Below are 14,453 nucleotides of genomic sequence, written 5' to 3'. Positions count from 1 at the left end.
GGAACGCAATGGAAAAGCTGACCATCAAAGACATTGCCAAAATGGCAGGGGTGTCCCATACCACCGTGTCCCGGGCGCTGAACGGGGCCCAGAATATCCGGCCGGAGACCTACGCTAGGATCATGGAACTCTGCCGGACCACCGGCTATACGCCCAATGCGGCTGCCCGGCAGCTCAAGCGCAGCGACTCGGGGGCGATCGGGATTATCGTGCCGGATATTTCCAACGCCTTTTTCTGTGAACTGACCCGGCATCTGGAATGGATGGCCCGGCAGGAGGGGCGCAATGTCTTTATTTCCAGTTCCTTCTACGACTATGAGATCGAGGACAGAAACATCCGGGCTCTGATGGAGAATCGGGTGTCTGGGATCATCCTCTCCGGTGTAGGGGACCAGACGTACCTGCACCTGCGGGATTATCTGGGGAAAGTTCCCATTGTGTTTCTGGGAGACAATATTCCGGAGGGCATGGTTTCCCAGATCACCGTCAACAACTACGAGGGCACCCGGATGGCCACCCGGTACCTCATCTCCCTGGGCCACCGGGAGCTGATGTTCCTGGGCGGGCGGGATTCCTCCGTGACCCACCGCCGCCGGCACCAGGGATTTCTGGATGCGGCGGCCACGGCAGCGAATGTCCGCTATGATATTTTTACCATTCTCTCCGGCAGCAAAATCGAGGATGGATACCGCACCGGGCTGGCGTATTTCGCCCGCTGTATCGAGGAAAAGCGGCCCATTGCCACCGGTATCCTGTGCATCAGCGATCATTTTGCGTTAGGAGTCATGCAGGCGGCGGTGGAGACCGGCGTGGATATTCCGGGGCAGGTCTCCCTGATCGGGTTTGACGACGTCTCGTTCGCCTCCCTGCCGAAGATCCAGCTGACCACCATTTCCCAGCCCAAGGAGGAGATCTGTGACGCCGCCGTGCGGACGCTGGAGGAGTTGATCCGCGCGGACGGGCCTGCTTCAGTCAGCTGCAAGAACATCCAGCCCGTTTTGGTCCGGCGGGATACCTGCGGACCTCCGGGGCGCTGAGTGCCCCGGCAATTCTGAGAGGAGGCAGTTTCATGAAACAGTATGATACCTTTATCATTGGACATCTGTGCATCGACGAGATTCTGAACTCCGCCGGGGAGGGAGAATTCTCCATCGGCGGCGCCGTGGTCTATTCCTCCTATGCCGCCCTGGCCGGCGGCAACCATGTGGGCATTCTGATCAAATCTGCGCCCAGGGAGAAAATGATCCCGTATATCCTGCCCGTCCGCACGGAGGACATTTATTGGGTGGGATCCGATGCCGGGACCACATCCATCCGCAATCAGTTCCTGGATGACAAGCATGAGCGCCGGATTACCACTGCACTGGCACAGGGCAGCACCATCACCGTGGCGGAGCTGCCGGAAGGTGTCTCTTCGAAGGTCTATCAGCTGGCGGGACTGATGAAGGGCGACTATGAGGACGACATTATCAAGGTCTTGGCGCAGCGGGGCAAGGTGGCGCTGGATATGCAGGGCTATCTCCGGGTGCCGGACCCTGTTACCAAGGAGATGGTCTACCACGACTGGGACCGGAAAATGGAGTATTTCCCCTACATCACGTATCTGAAGACCGATGCCGCCGAGGCGGAGATCCTCACCGGCACATCGGACCGGCGGGAGGCCGCCCGGCTGATGGTGGAGTGGGGCGTCAAGGAGGCGCTTATCACCCACAATACCGAGGTCCTGGTCTATGACGGCAGGGAGTACTACACCTGTCCCCTGAAACCTCTGGGACTGGATGGCCGCACCGGCCGAGGCGACACGACCTTCTCCGCTTACATCACCGAGCGGGAGCGGGCGGACATCCCCCAGGCGCTGGCTTACGCCTCCCAGCTGGTGTCGCTGAAGATGCAGACGCCGGGACCCTTCAAGGGCGACCGGGCGGATGTCGCGGCGTTTGCGGATAAGTATTACCGCTGAGGGCGCGCCATGGAAGCAATCCCTTACAAGCTGCGCCTCCGGCTCAGCGACGAGATCCCTCAGGAGGGACAGCGCCGGGTCATGGCCCGCATCCCCGCCTTCGACGTGCCGGAGATCGACAACTCTTTTTCTGCTCCCGCCGGCGGGGGGAAGACGCTGCGGGGCATGGTGCTCAACATGGAACTGGGCCGTTTTCCTGCCGAGACGGCGGCCTTTCTCCGGGAATGCCCTCAGGCGCGGGATGCGGACATCCTCTTCGGCAATGAGCTGGACGACGGCTGCTGCCGCAGCGGCTGCCGAAATACCTCCGCCGAGATCGCGGAAGCCATCGGCATGAATTATGCCTTCGCCCTGGAATTTATCGGTTTGACCGATCCGGAGGACCCCAAGGGATACGGGGGCAACACCCTTTTCAGCCGCTGGCCCATCAAGCGGGCCTCCGTGCTGCATCTGCCTCAGGGCTACAACTGGTATTTTGATGCGCAAAAGCGTATCGGTGAACGAGTGGCCATTCTAGCGGTACTGGATGTGGCGGGCCGGGAGGTGGGCGCTGTGTGCGCGCATCTCGAGAACAAGACCCATGCGGCTGCCCGGGCATTGCAGATGCGGGCGCTGCTGGATGAGGTGGACCGCCTCTTGCCGGGGATGCCGGTGTTCATGGGCGGCGATTTCAACACCAATACCTACGACGGGGCCGATCTGGAGGCCGCGGGCTTCTATCTGAGAGAGCAGCAGCTGGGGATGCCGCCCCGGGACGTGGCCGCCAGCGAACCGCTTCTGCAAATAGCGGAGGCTGCGGGATTTTCCTACCGGGACTGCAACGACTTAGACACCATGACCCGCAGAAAGCCTCTGCCGGCCGGTGTGCTGCGGATGCATCTGGATTGGATCTTCCTGCGGGGGATGACCTGCCTGGACCGGGGCACCGTATCCACGGAAGTAAAGGACTGGGACTGGATGGCGGAAGATTCTCCGCTGTGCCGCTTCGGCCGGGCGGAATTGGCGGACCACGATGCCGTCTGGGCTCTATGCGTACCTCTCTGAAATATATTCCGCGGATTGGACTGTGCCGGAAGGCCGTGACGTTTCTGGGACGTCACCCGAGGCAGTGGGAATTAGATGAGGTGCATTTGGGATAGATGACTGGGCACCAAGACACGGTCGGACGGCTGCCGCTGAAAAGCGGTGGCCGCCTTTTTGTAAATGAAAACCACCGGCTGTGCCGGTGGTTCCAAAAAGATTTGGCTATGCACAAAAAAGAGAGCCTCCTTTGGTAAAATGGTGGAGATCTGCAAACCGCCACAACAACCAAAGGAGGAACGGAGTCCGGATGAAACTTGATGTATCGAGTTCGGTGCGCAAAAAGGGAGTGTAAATATCATATTACGTTTGCACCCAAATGTGGGAGACAGGTCATATATGGGAAGATGAAGCACGACACCAGACAGATGTTGAAGAGCTTGTGCGAATATAAGGAGTAGAGATAATCGAAGCAGAGGCATGAAAAGATCATATACATATGCTGCGGTCTGGTTGTCAAACCGCTGCGCCCCAGTGCTTTCCGGGCCTTTTTAGGCCTGAAATCCCCAAAAACCCGAAGGTCGTTCCTATCCGCTCCACAGGAATTTTCGGTATTCTGGGTCACATTCTGGGTCAGGATTTCAAGGGGCGGGACCAGCAAAAATTGCGCCGCAGTAAAGAATAATAGCAGGCTCTCGGAGAAGGGCATAAAGCGCCTGGAATCGAGCGCCAGGGCCGTGAGCAAGAGGGCCAAACGTTGCCGCCTGTGAGGGGTTGTGTGAGGCTTTGGCGGAGAGGACAGCACCGGGGACGTTGAGAAGGCAGCGGGCCATGTGCGGCCTGTGTGCCCGCCTTGAGAGCAAGGATGGTCCCAGCCCTGCCGGACCCCTGAGAGCGGAGAGGCGGTTTTGAGGCTCTGCGGAGGACGAAAGAAAAAGCTGGATAAAGGAGTGGCGTCATCACCCCCGTTTTCAAGGGTCACAACTGCCCGCAGTGCGGGCAGTTTCAAGGGGTTCCGGGATTGCCGGAAATGGGGTCAAAAACAGAGAGAAAAAGAAATTTTGCGGTCGTTATCCCCCAACGCTTACGCCCACAAGAAAAAAGTAGGGGTCAACCCAGGAAGTTGCCGCTTTCCTCTGCCGTTATAGAAGAGAACCCCCTCTGGAGGAAGAGAATTGCATCGCTAATCAAAGATAAGGGCAGAGTGAAATCGCCATCCGGAGAGTTCTTAAATTTCTGATAACTCGCATGTTTACCCCTGGCTATTCCCCGCAAGTTAGGGTATTGTGTGTCGCTGAGTAGGGGAGGTGACGCACCATGAAGGACTACATGATGGCCCTGCACCAGAGGTTCTGTAAGGAGCCGGAGTGCCGGGAGGTCAGGAAGCAGATCAGGGAGGTTGAGCAGGAGCTCCATCAAGCGCTGGACCGGCGAGGGCAGGAGCAGCTGTTAAAGCTGGCGGACCTGGAGAATGAACTGCAAGAGGAGATCTCCCTGGAGAGTTTCCTCTCTGGCTTTAAACTGGCCCTGGACATCGCAGCGGAGCTGGTACCCTCGTACTCCTTCGACGATGACGAGGAGCAGCGGGCTTGCGAAGCCCTCCGGCGAAGGAGGGGAGAGTAGTGGCAAAACGGAGAGCCAATGGTGAAGGCAATATTCGCAAACGGAAGGACGGCCGCTGGGAAGGGCGCTATACCGCTGGGCATGACCCGGAAACCGGAAAGGCCATCTACCGGAACGTCCTGGGCAGGACCCAGGCGGAGGTGCGGGAGAAGCTGAAAACCGCCATCGGGGAAGCCCAGGGCCTGGATGCGGCCAAGACAGGGAAGTACACGGTGGGACAGTGGATGGACGTTTGGTACGAAAACTACGCCAAAATTAAAGTACGGCCCTCCTCCCATCAGACTTACCGGGGCTACATCGAGAACCACATCAAGCCGAATATCGGCAGCGTTCCGCTGAATAAGTTGTCCTCTCTGGAGTTGCAGAAGCTCTACAAAAAGCTGCTGAGCAGGGGCCGAGTAACAAGATTAGAGTCCAAAAACCAGCCCAAGGGCCTCAGCCCCAAAACCGTGCGGAACATCCACCAGATCCTCGAGTCGGCCATGAAATTGGCGGTAGAGCAGAAATTGATCGTGAAGGACCCCACCGCCGGCTGCGCTCTGCCGAAGGTAGAAAAGAAGGGGATGAAGACCCTGCCGGTGGAGCAGCTGACCTCTTTCCTGCGGGAGGCTCGGGAGAGCGGCGTCTTCGAACTGTACTATCTGGACCTGGCCACAGGCCTCCGCCGCGGCGAACTGCTTGGCCTCAAGTGGACGGACATCGACCTGGAGAAGGGGGAACTGCAAGTGAAGCGGCAGGTGGCGCGGATCGAAGGCGAGATCGTGGAAGCGCCCTTAAAAACCAAGAACGCCTACCGCACCCTGCCGCTGGCGGAGGACGTGACCGCCATTCTGAAACAACAGAGGAAAAAAGCGGGGAGCAGTCCCTGGGTATTCCCCTCGCCAAACGGCGGCCCCATTTCCCCAGACAGCGTCCTCCACAAGCTCCACGGGGTGCTGAAGCGGGCAGGACTGCCCCAGGTGCGGTTCCACGACCTCCGGCACACCTTTGCGACCCTGGCGCTCCAGAACGGGGTGGACATCAAGACGGTCTCGGGGATGCTGGGGCATTACTCCGCCGGGTTTACCCTGGATACCTATGCCCACGTGACCACCCAGGCCCAGCGGCAGGCGGCGGACACCATGGGTCAGGTCCTGGCCGGGGCGATCTGAAAACCAGAAAAGAGAGACAGAAAACCGGAAAAAGAAGAGAGACACGGGCGCGGGAAAACCGCGCCCGTGCCCCGTATGGGTCAAAATCTGGGTCATCCCCGTGTCCACAAAATGGGGACTGCCCGGAAAAGTTCCGAGAAGCAAAAGAAAACCACCGCTTTCCGGCTGGAAAGCGGTGGTTTTATGGTTGCGGGAGGAGGACTTGAACCTCCGACCTCCGGGTTATGAGCCCGACGAGCTACCAACTGCTCTATCCCGCGATATTTCGTTTTGTGGTGCCGGTGACCGGACTCGAACCGGTACAGTATCGCTACCGGGGGATTTTAAGTCCCCTGTGTCTACCAATTCCACCACACCGGCAGCTGTCGGCAACGATTAGAATACCATAGTTGCAGGGCTCTGTCAAGAGATTACAGAAAAAACTTTTTGAATTTTTTTCAAAAACAATGCAAAAAAATGATTTGGAAGGCTTGACAAGGCGGCGATCCTTTGTTACAATACGTCTTGTTCTCGCGGGCATAGCTCATCTGGTAGAGCGCCACCTTGCCAAGGTGGAGGTAGCGAGTTCGAGCCTCGTTGCCCGCTCCAAAAGCCTCATCCGAAAGGATGGGGCTTTTTTACAGCAAGCTGCGGCGAACTCGCTGCCTCCACCCGCGTGCGAAGCACGCTGTGAAATCAGAGGTGAGGCAGGGTTCCAGCAGATGGCCGGAGGCCGTCGGCGGGATGCCGGGAAGCGAGTTCGAGCCTCGTTGCCCGCTCCAAAAGCCTCATCCGAAAGGATGGGGTTTTTTTACAGCAAGCTGCGGCGAACTCGCTGCCTCCACCCGCGTGCGAAGCACGCTGTGAAATCAGAGGTGAGGCAGGGTTCCAGCAAATGGCCAGAGGCCGTCGGCGGGATGCCGGGAAGCGAGTTCGAGCCTCGTTGCCCGCTCCAAAAGCCTCATCCGAAAGGATGAGGCTTTTTTGCTGCTGAAATTTAAAAGCTCAATGCCTTCCGGCTGCATGAGCTGTGTAGCCTTGAGCCATTGGGACAGCGGGCCTGCCGGGAAAACCGCGGAAGAACGCGTGAATTTTCACAAAGTTTACGGTCTGTGTAGGTTTGTCAAACATATTGGACGGCGAACTCTAAGGGGGAACACCAGTTGAGGGGCCTCATGGGGAAGTTGTTGGAGCGGCGGTTGTGAACGGCGAGCTGCTTTGCGAAGTCATCCAGGGAATAAAAGCTGTGGCAGGAATAGAAGCGTTTCTGGTCCTCACGGTGGCTGCGCTCCACCTTGCCGTTGTGGCGTGGGGTATAGGGACGGATGAGCTTGTGGCGGATGCCAAGCTCGGCGGCAGTTTTCTCAAATAGGGAAGGGCTGTCTTGTCTACCTGTGAGGAAGCGGTTGGTAAACTCTGGGCCATTGTCGGTCTGGACGCATTCCACCCGGATGCCCCGGCGGGCATACCAGCGGACCAGCTTTCTTAGAAAATCAGCGGAGGAAAAGGTGGACTGCTCGGGATAGGCGGCCAGGAAGCGCAGACGGGTAAACTCGTCAATAGCGGTGTACTGGAACAGGCGCAGCTCCGGGTCGGCGACGCAGCGGCGGGGCACCACCTTCACATCCACCTGGACACGCTGGCCGGGATAGGTCATCTGCTGGTAGGGCTTTGGCTTGTATGCTTTCTTCTTCTCGGCCGCAGGAAACAACCCCAGCTTGCGCATGACACGGAACAGGCTCTCCGGGCGGCGGGTATAGCCCCGCTGCCGCAACCGGTGCCACAGCTCCACCATGCCAAGGTTGGGATTCCTGCGGCGCAGGTCCCGGATCAGCTTCAGCTCCGCCTGTGTGTGCTGGTTGGGATGGTGGTGGGGCCGCCGGGACTGGCAGGCCAGGGATCCCGGTGTACCATCCCAGCGGTTCTTCCAGAAGTAGATGTACGACCGGCTTTTGTTGTACTTCCGGCTGGCTTTAGCTACTCCATATTTCTCCGCGTACTTCATCAGGGATTGCCTGTATGCCATGTCCTGTGTTATACTCTTGCTCATGAAGGATATGGCCCCCTCTCGTTCAGTTGTTGTCTGCAACTCCAACTTTAACCGATGAGGCCTTATCCTTCATCCTTTTTTATTCACTTGTCCAATATGTATTGTAGTCCTACATGAATTTTCACAAAGTTTACGGTCTGTCTCTGTACAATTCCGGGAAGAATTGGTATAATGATGTCCAATATTTTGTCGAAAGGAGGGAGATCCCGTGAAGCTGCGGCGAAAAGCGGCGCCGGAGGCGCAGACCGTCCCGGACAGACAGGAGATGCCCCTCCTGCAGCCCTCGGCCGAGAAGGGGCTTACCTCCGCCCAGGCCAGGGCCCTGGCGGAGGCCGGATGGGACAACCGCCCCGTGGAGTCTCCCACCAAGTCTGACAAGCAGATCATCCGGGAGAACATCCTCACCTATTTCAACCTGATCTTCGCGGTGCTGGCGGTGTGCCTGGCATTGGTAGGCGACTGGAAGGACATGACCTTCCTGGTGATCGTGGCCGCCAACGCCGGCATCGGCATCGTCCAGCAGCTGCGCAGCAAGCGGACCATCGAGCGGCTGACACTGCTGGCGGCGGCCAAGGTGCGCACAGTCCGGGACGGCACGGTGAAGGAACTGCCCACCTCCGCCCTGGTGCGGGAGGACGTGGTGGAGCTGACCGCCGGATGCCAGATCCCGGCGGATGGACCGGTCCTCACCGGCCAGGTCCAGGTGAACGAGTCCCTCATCACCGGCGAGGCCGATGCCATCATGAAGAAGAAGGGCGACCAGCTGCTCTCCGGCAGCTTCGTCATCTCCGGCAAGTGCCGGGCCCGGATGGAGCAGGTGGGCGTGGACTCCTACGCCTCCCGGCTGACCCTGGCGGCCAAGAAGGACGCCGGCCCCGGCAAGGGGGAGATGGTCCGGTCCCTGGACCGGGTGATCCGGTTCATCGGCGTGCTGCTGATCCCCATTGGCGCCGCGCTGTTCTATAACCAGTACGCCGCCCAGGACCTGGGACTGCGGCAGTCTGTGGTATCCACGGTGGCGGCGCTGATCGGCATGATCCCGGAGGGGCTGTTCCTGCTGACCTCCGTGGCGCTGGCGGTCAGCGTGGTGCGCCTGGCCCGGAACCGGACGCTGATCCACGAGATGAGCGCCATCGAGACCCTGGCCCGGGTGGACGTGCTGTGTGTGGACAAGACCGGCACCATCACCAGCCCGGAGATGGTGCTGCGGGAGGTGGTGCCCCTGGACCCGGAGGCCTACTCCGAGGCGGACATCGCCGACACCCTGGGCGCCTTCTATCGGGTACTGGAGCCGGACAACGACACCGCCAAGGCCATCGCCCAGCGGTATTCCTACGGTCCCGCCTGGCCCCACCGGGAGGCGGTGCCCTTCTCCTCCGCCACCAAGTGGAGCGCTGTCAACTTCCCGAACCGGGGCGCCTATGTGATCGGCGCGCCGGAGTATGTGCTGCGGGGGGACTTCGGCCCCCTGGAAAAGCAGACCCAGGAGTACGCCCGGAAGGGCTGCCGGGTGCTGCTGCTGGCACAGTGCGACGGGGCCGAGCCGGGGAAGCTCCACGGCTTGATCCTGCCTATGGCATTGCTGGTGCTGGAGAACCCCATCCGCACCTCCGCGCCCAAGGTGTTTTCCTACTTCCACAGCCAGGGCGTGGCGGTGAAGGTGATCTCCGGCGACAACCCGGTGACCGTCTCCGCCGTGGCGGCCCAGGCCGGCATCGAGGGAGCCGAACAGTGGGTGGACGCCCGGGAGCTGAAAACCGATCAGGACATCGCCAAGGCTGTCCGGCAGTACACGGTGTTCGGCCGGGTAGTGCCCAATCAGAAGCGCAAGATCGTCCGGGCCCTCCAGAGCCAGGGCCGCACCGTGGCCATGACCGGCGACGGCGTCAACGATGTGCTGGCGCTGAAGGACGCCGACTGCGGCGTGGCCATGGCCTCCGGCGCCGACGCCGCCTGCCAGGTGGCCCAGCTGGTGCTGCTGGACAGCGACTTTGCCGCCATGCCCAAGGTGGTGGCGGAGGGCCGCCGGGTCATCAACAACATCCAGCGGGCCTCGGCGCTGTACCTGGTGAAGAACATCCTGTCCTTCTTCCTGGCCATCATCACGCTGTTCGCCGCCTTCCCCTATCCCTTCGTGCCCATCCAGCTGACGCTGATCTCCACGCTGACCATCGGCGTACCCTCCTTTTTCCTGGCTCTGGAGCCCAACCACGACCTGGTGAAGGGGAAGTTCCTCCACAACGTGTTCCGCCGGGCCTTCCCGGGAGGCCTGACCGCCATCTTCGTGATCCTCTTCGCGGAGCTGTTCGTCTACACCTTCGACCTGACCCTGGACGAGCTGTCCACCATCTGCGTGGTCCTCATGGCCATCAACGGCCTCATGGTGATCTACTACGCCGCCCGGCCTCTGGACTGGAAACGGATGGCGCTGCTGGTGCTCATGGGCGTGGGAATGTTCATCGCCATCGTATTCTACGGCGGCGTGTTCGCCATGTCGGCCCTGAGCTTTGCCGCCTGGCTGGTGCTGGTGGCCCTGGCCCTGCTGGTGGTGCCCATCCAGATGGCCCTGGAGAAGCTCTTCGACCGGTGCGCGGCCGTCCTGGCTCGCCGGGCGGAGTACAAGGCCCGCAGACGGGCCGCCCGGGCATCCCGCTCCCGGCGGTGAGAGATTACTTCCCCCGCATGCAAAACGCGCGCAGGCAACGCCTGCGCGCGTTTTTTGCCGCTCTATTCCGCCGGGCCGGTGTGGAAGCTGTAAGAGGCAGTGCCGCCCCAGTGCTCCGGCGAGGACCAGAGCGCCGTCACCTCGCAGACCCAGCCTCCCTCCGACAGGGCGATGGTCCCGTCCTCCACGGCCACCTCCTCTGCGGGCGCGCCGGTATTGCCCCAGAGGGTGTCGCTCCAGCGGCGGACCGTTACCGTGTCCGGGGGTGTGTCCCACTCCAGGGAGGCCGCCGGGGCCTCGCTGCTGTCCGGCAGGGTCAGCCGGGGCGTCAGGTCCCGGGCGGCCTCGTCCATGGGATGGAGGCTGTCGGCTACAAAAGCCGTCTGGGTGCCGTCGCCGTTGTCGTAATACCAGGAGGTGGTGCCCCGGAGGGCCTCCCCCGCTGTCTCGCCGCAGCGGACCGTCAGGGCCGGGGGTTCCGTCAGGACCTCCGGCGCCGGTCCGGCGCAGCCGACCAACAGAGCCAGGGGCAGCAGAGCCAGGCAGAGATATCGTTTCATAATGTGCCTCCTTTTTGCGATCGGATGTGGCGGGCCTTCTGCCTGGATAGACGAAAAAAACGGGAGGCGGGTTTCAAATGGGCGTCAAAAAAGCGGCGGAGCCAATTGCTCCGCCGCTTTGGGCAGGTCAGGACGAAAGCCGCCGGAGGAAGTTGCCGTAGATCCGGGTGCCCTCCTGGGCGGTGATGAAGGCGTGGGGATCGATGCTGTGGACCGTGTGGAGCAGTTCCTCAATCTCGTACTTGGAAAGGCACACGCACAGCACGTGGACGTTCTCGCCGGTGTAAGCGCCTACGCCGGTCCAGAAGGTGACGCCGCGGCCCAGCTTTTCCATGACGAAGCTGGCCAGGGCCTTTTCGTCTCCCCGGGTGAAGATCAGGGCCTGAACGCTGACGTTCTGCTGGTGGACCCGGTCCAGCACCAGGGCGGTGAAGAAGTTGTAGATGACGGAGTAGATGGCTACCTCCGGGCTGAACAGGATCAGGCAGGAGGTGTACAGCACGGCGTTGAAGCCGATGGAGAACTTGCCCACGGTAAAGCTGCTGCCACGCTTGCTCAGGCACAGGCCCACCACGTCCAGTCCGCCGCCGCTGCCGCCGCAGGTCAGCACGATGCCGCTGCCCACGCCCACCAGAATGCCGCCCAGGAGGCACGCGGTGAGATAGTCGCTGACGATGGGAGAGGAGGGGATGGGGATGATGCTGTAAAAGAGCGAGTAGGATATGGTGCACACCAGGGTCTTGAGAACCAGGTGTCGGCCCAGGGTCCTGTAAGCCAGCAGCAGGATGGGGATATTCAGCAGGAAGTAGAAAATGCCGGCCACATCGTAGGCACCGAAGCTGATGTGCAGGTAGGTCTGCATCAGGGTGCGCACCACCTGGCAAAAGCCCAGCAGGCCGCCGGTGTAGAGGTTCAGCGGCACGATAAAGATGTTCAGCGCCGCGGCGGCAATCAGTTCGCCCACCACGCAGGCCACCAGCCGCAGCCAGCGGTTGTGCAGAGTGTTGTACAGCATGGTACGTCCTCCCCTATGATCAGGTTCGATATGTAGGATGCCCGTCTCCTTTCGATTATACGGGGTCCCGGGGAAAACCGCAAGGGGAAAATCAAAGTCCGTACCGCAGGTGCCGGTACAGCCGCTCCCGGGCCCGGCGCAGCGTCCGGGAGACCGTGGAGCGGTTCACCCCCAGCCGCCCGGCGATCTGGGGGATGGTGAGGCCCCGGTCGTAGTACAGGGCCAGCACCTGCCGCTGCCGAGGGGTCAGCTCCTGCTCCCGGGCCCGACGCAGGTTTCGCCGCAGCCGCTCCAGCTGTTCGGCATTGTCGGGGTCGTTCTGCCGCTTCCAGACGGTCAGATCCCCGATCCACTCGCTGCTGCGGGTGTCAAAGCGTGTATCTCTCATGTTTGTGATAGCTCCTGTCATAATACCGGGCGGTCAGCACCGTCAGCTCCCGCATCTCCCGCAGCAGCGGCAGCAGCTCCTCGATCCGCAGCCGCAGCTGCCTGGCCGTGTCCGTGTCCGCGGCCGCCGCGGCCAGCCGCAGCTCCGCAATCCGGAGGCCAATGGCCTCGGCGCTCTGGGCGTACGATAGGGACATTTCCGTCAGTGTCACAGTTCCGCCTCCCTTCCCCGGATCTGCCGGTAGGGCGCCAGCTCACCTCTGGCAAAGTCGCAGAAGCATCGCTCGCAGACGCTGGCGCCGTTGAGATACCAATAACTCTCGCCTTCAGTGATCTCCCCGCCGCACAGGGAACACAGAAGGCACCGCCGCGGACGGCGGCGCAGGGGATTGTGCAAGAGAGCCCTCCTTTCTCCGCCGGTTTCAGGCGGAAAGACGCTTCCGGAAAAAATCCGGAAAAAGCCGCAAATTCTTGTTGACAAAACGGGTTCCATCTGGTAATATAAATCCTGCTGTTGGAACTGCTGGTGTAGCTCAGCTGGTAGAGCAGCTGATTTGTAATCAGCAGGTCGGGGGTTCGAATCCGTCCACCAGCTCCAAATTGAATATGGGGGAATTCCAGAGCGGTCAAATGGGGCAGACTGTAAATCTGTTGTCACTGACTTCGGTGGTTCGAATCCACCTTCCCCCACCAAAAAGCGCCTGCAAATGCGGGTGCTTTTTTTATGCCTGCGGGTGGGAGGAAACTTGTGGCACGCATAAAAAATTACAGGATTCTTGTGAACAAGCATAGCGTAACACAAGATACCTGTAATGTCAAGGGTAAATTTACAAGTTTCATGTAAATAATCGTTGACAAGGGCCAAAGAATCCGGTATGCTGAAGAAAACAGCGAAAGGGGCGTGTTACTGTGCGTCTTGGGGACCGCATCCGGGAGCGGCGGGAGCAGCTGGGGCTGAGCCGGCCGCAGCTGGCACAGCGGCTGGGCGTCTCGCCCTCCGCCGTCAGCAATTACGAACTGGGCGGCAGCTTTCCAAAGGAGGACATCCTGCTGCGGCTGTTTGACTGCCTGGAGACCGAGCCCAACGATCTGTTCCGGGACAGCTTCCGTGCCGGGGGACAGGTGCTCTCCCAGGGGGAGCGGGCGCTGCTGGAGCAGTACCGGAGCCTGACTGCCCTGGGGCGGGAGACGGTACGCTCCGTGACACGGGCTCTGTGCGACTATCGGGACGATCTGGAGCGGGGAAAGCCGGACCGGGAGGCCCGGGTGATCCCCCTGTACCGCAGCCCCGCCGCCGCCGGCTATGCCGCGCCGGTGTTCGGGGAGGACTTTGACTATATTCCCGTCACGGAGGAGGTGCCCCAGGGGGCGGAGTTTGCCGTGCGCATTCAGGGCGATTCCATGGAGCCCTGGATCGCCGACGGCTCCGTGGCGTATGTGAACCGGGATCCCCTGGCCGCGGGAGACGTGGGTATCTTCTGGGTGGACGGAGACATTTTGTGCAAGCAGTACTACAAGGACCCGGCGGGGACGGTGTATCTGTTCTCCCTGAACCGGGCCCGCGCCGACGCCGACGTGGTGCTGACCGCCGCCAGCGGCCGGGGCCTGGCCTGCTTCGGCCGGGTGATCTGCCACGCGCCGGCCCTGCCGGGCAAGGACTGAGATCATGGCGGTGCACGCGTTCGGCAACCTGCCCCGCTCTCCGGTGTCCGGAGAGCGGTATGACACCTATGAGCCGGAGCGGTATGGCTGCGTGGCGGTGGACGACCAGTGGGTGGAGCCTCTTGCGGAAAAGCTGCGGGAGGTGCCTGTCTACTGGCACTCTCTGGACCTGCCGGGGAAGGGGCTGGATGACTGCGGCATCACCCTGATCCCGCCGGCGTCCATCCCGGCGGTCCTGGCCGCCCTGGACGCGTCTGAGGTGTGGGCCACGCTGGGGGCCCTGCTGGAGGAGGCCGGGGCCGGTTCGTGATCCACTTCGGGCTGTGAATCCGCAAAAAAGAGGAAGGGGAAACCGATCCGGTTTCCCCTTCCTCTTTCACT

Annotated in this window: 14 protein-coding genes, 5 tRNA genes and 1 pseudogene; 12 read left to right on the top strand and 8 right to left on the bottom strand. The window is 61.1% G+C overall.

The features are described 5' to 3' along the window. The first annotated feature begins 8 nt into the window (after positions 1-8). The 6 genes and pseudogenes from ACVDHE_RS04430 (at position 9) to ACVDHE_RS04405 (ending at position 5,754) form a co-directional block, all read left to right on the top strand. Positions 9-1,037: a LacI family DNA-binding transcriptional regulator gene (locus ACVDHE_RS04430; RefSeq protein ID WP_458885731.1), complete on the top strand. Its 1,029-nt coding sequence runs from the start codon at positions 9-11 to the stop codon at positions 1,035-1,037. 32 nt (positions 1,038-1,069) lie between these two features. Then, positions 1,070-1,960, top strand: a complete 891-nt coding sequence (locus ACVDHE_RS04425) for a carbohydrate kinase family protein (protein ID WP_302649038.1) — start codon at positions 1,070-1,072, stop codon at positions 1,958-1,960. A 9-nt stretch (positions 1,961-1,969) separates the two neighbouring features. Then, positions 1,970-3,004, top strand: coding sequence for an endonuclease/exonuclease/phosphatase family protein (locus ACVDHE_RS04420; protein WP_458885730.1), 1,035 nt, complete (start codon positions 1,970-1,972; stop codon positions 3,002-3,004). A 296-nt stretch (positions 3,005-3,300) separates the two neighbouring features. Further along, a pseudogene (locus ACVDHE_RS04415) lies at positions 3,301-3,461 on the top strand (transposase); the annotation flags it as partial. Between the two features lie 836 nt (positions 3,462-4,297). Further along, positions 4,298-4,603: a DUF6809 family protein gene (locus tag ACVDHE_RS04410; protein ID WP_458885729.1), complete on the top strand. Its 306-nt coding sequence runs from the start codon at positions 4,298-4,300 to the stop codon at positions 4,601-4,603. Next, a complete protein-coding gene (locus ACVDHE_RS04405; RefSeq protein ID WP_458885728.1) occupies positions 4,603-5,754 on the top strand; it encodes a tyrosine-type recombinase/integrase in 1,152 nt (383 codons plus the stop codon). The genes ACVDHE_RS04410 and ACVDHE_RS04405 overlap by 1 nt, the downstream gene beginning before the upstream one ends. Positions 5,755-5,938: 184 nt before the next feature. On the opposite strand, the gene ACVDHE_RS04400 is transcribed toward ACVDHE_RS04405, so the two are convergent. Together ACVDHE_RS04400 and ACVDHE_RS04395 are read right to left on the bottom strand one after the other, a co-directional pair. Continuing rightward, positions 5,939-6,014 (bottom strand) — tRNA-Met (locus tag ACVDHE_RS04400). A gap of 13 nt (positions 6,015-6,027) precedes the next feature. Then, a tRNA-Leu gene (locus tag ACVDHE_RS04395) sits at positions 6,028-6,114 on the bottom strand. 152 nt (positions 6,115-6,266) lie between these two features. Between ACVDHE_RS04395 and ACVDHE_RS04390 the strand changes: the two genes are divergently transcribed. Then, a tRNA-Gly gene (locus ACVDHE_RS04390) sits at positions 6,267-6,342 on the top strand. Positions 6,343-6,856: 514 nt separating this feature from the next. On the opposite strand, the gene ACVDHE_RS04385 is transcribed toward ACVDHE_RS04390, so the two are convergent. Next, entirely contained in the window at positions 6,857-7,783 is a 927-nt protein-coding gene (locus ACVDHE_RS04385) for a DDE-type integrase/transposase/recombinase (protein WP_418724639.1), read from the bottom strand. Positions 7,784-7,991: 208 nt separating this feature from the next. On the opposite strand from ACVDHE_RS04385, the gene ACVDHE_RS04380 reads away from it, so the two are divergent. Further along, positions 7,992-10,448 carry a cation-translocating P-type ATPase gene (locus tag ACVDHE_RS04380; RefSeq protein WP_458885727.1) on the top strand — a complete coding sequence of 819 codons (2,457 nt, stop codon included), beginning with the start codon at positions 7,992-7,994 and terminating at the stop codon, positions 10,446-10,448. A gap of 62 nt (positions 10,449-10,510) precedes the next feature. Here ACVDHE_RS04380 and ACVDHE_RS04375 read toward each other — a convergent pair whose 3' ends face one another. The 5 genes from ACVDHE_RS04375 to ACVDHE_RS04355 all read right to left on the bottom strand — a co-directional run bounded on the left by ACVDHE_RS04375 (position 10,511) and on the right by ACVDHE_RS04355 (position 12,807). Beyond that, positions 10,511-11,008 (bottom strand): hypothetical protein, encoded by a 498-nt coding sequence (locus ACVDHE_RS04375; protein WP_458885726.1) that lies wholly within the window; start codon positions 11,006-11,008, stop codon positions 10,511-10,513. A 127-nt stretch (positions 11,009-11,135) separates the two neighbouring features. Next, positions 11,136-12,023: a YitT family protein gene (locus ACVDHE_RS04370; RefSeq protein ID WP_458885725.1), complete on the bottom strand. Its 888-nt coding sequence runs from the start codon at positions 12,021-12,023 to the stop codon at positions 11,136-11,138. 91 nt (positions 12,024-12,114) lie between these two features. Then, entirely contained in the window at positions 12,115-12,411 is a 297-nt protein-coding gene (locus tag ACVDHE_RS04365) for an RNA polymerase sigma factor (protein ID WP_325226159.1), read from the bottom strand. Then, positions 12,392-12,622 carry a hypothetical protein gene (locus ACVDHE_RS04360; RefSeq protein ID WP_213037002.1) on the bottom strand — a complete coding sequence of 77 codons (231 nt, stop codon included), beginning with the start codon at positions 12,620-12,622 and terminating at the stop codon, positions 12,392-12,394. The genes ACVDHE_RS04365 and ACVDHE_RS04360 overlap by 20 nt, the downstream gene beginning before the upstream one ends. Then, a complete protein-coding gene (locus tag ACVDHE_RS04355) occupies positions 12,619-12,807 on the bottom strand; it encodes a hypothetical protein (protein ID WP_458885723.1) in 189 nt (62 codons plus the stop codon). Before ACVDHE_RS04355 ends, ACVDHE_RS04360 begins: the two co-directional genes overlap by 4 nt. A 125-nt stretch (positions 12,808-12,932) precedes the next feature. On the opposite strand from ACVDHE_RS04355, the gene ACVDHE_RS04350 reads away from it, so the two are divergent. The 4 genes from ACVDHE_RS04350 to ACVDHE_RS04335 all read left to right on the top strand — a co-directional run bounded on the left by ACVDHE_RS04350 (position 12,933) and on the right by ACVDHE_RS04335 (position 14,382). Next, positions 12,933-13,008, top strand: a tRNA-Thr gene (locus ACVDHE_RS04350). Between the two features lie 10 nt (positions 13,009-13,018). Next, positions 13,019-13,103 (top strand) — tRNA-Tyr (locus ACVDHE_RS04345). 216 nt (positions 13,104-13,319) lie between these two features. Then, positions 13,320-14,072, top strand: a complete 753-nt coding sequence (locus tag ACVDHE_RS04340) for an XRE family transcriptional regulator (protein ID WP_418726104.1) — start codon at positions 13,320-13,322, stop codon at positions 14,070-14,072. 4 nt (positions 14,073-14,076) lie between these two features. Beyond that, complete coding sequence (locus tag ACVDHE_RS04335; RefSeq protein WP_458885722.1) at positions 14,077-14,382, top strand: hypothetical protein; 306 nt, start codon at positions 14,077-14,079, stop codon at positions 14,380-14,382. The last annotated feature ends 71 nt before the right edge of the window (positions 14,383-14,453 follow it).

The sequence above is a fragment of the Dysosmobacter sp. Phy genome, assembly GCF_054476235.1.
This window is presented reverse-complemented; position numbering and strand designations above follow the sequence as displayed.

Coding starts and splice junctions, on each gene's coding strand:
- ACVDHE_RS04410 (WP_458885729.1), top strand. CDS start 4,298: ATGAAGGACTACATGATGGCCCTGCACCAGAGGTTCTGTAAGGAGCCG.
- ACVDHE_RS04335 (WP_458885722.1), top strand. CDS start 14,077: ATGGCGGTGCACGCGTTCGGCAACCTGCCCCGCTCTCCGGTGTCCGGA.
- ACVDHE_RS04420 (WP_458885730.1), top strand. CDS start 1,970: ATGGAAGCAATCCCTTACAAGCTGCGCCTCCGGCTCAGCGACGAGATC.
- ACVDHE_RS04385 (WP_418724639.1), bottom strand. CDS start 7,783: ATGAGCAAGAGTATAACACAGGACATGGCATACAGGCAATCCCTGATG.
- ACVDHE_RS04430 (WP_458885731.1), top strand. CDS start 9: ATGGAAAAGCTGACCATCAAAGACATTGCCAAAATGGCAGGGGTGTCC.
- ACVDHE_RS04370 (WP_458885725.1), bottom strand. CDS start 12,023: ATGCTGTACAACACTCTGCACAACCGCTGGCTGCGGCTGGTGGCCTGC.
- ACVDHE_RS04425 (WP_302649038.1), top strand. CDS start 1,070: ATGAAACAGTATGATACCTTTATCATTGGACATCTGTGCATCGACGAG.
- ACVDHE_RS04375 (WP_458885726.1), bottom strand. CDS start 11,008: ATGAAACGATATCTCTGCCTGGCTCTGCTGCCCCTGGCTCTGTTGGTC.
- ACVDHE_RS04365 (WP_325226159.1), bottom strand. CDS start 12,411: ATGAGAGATACACGCTTTGACACCCGCAGCAGCGAGTGGATCGGGGAT.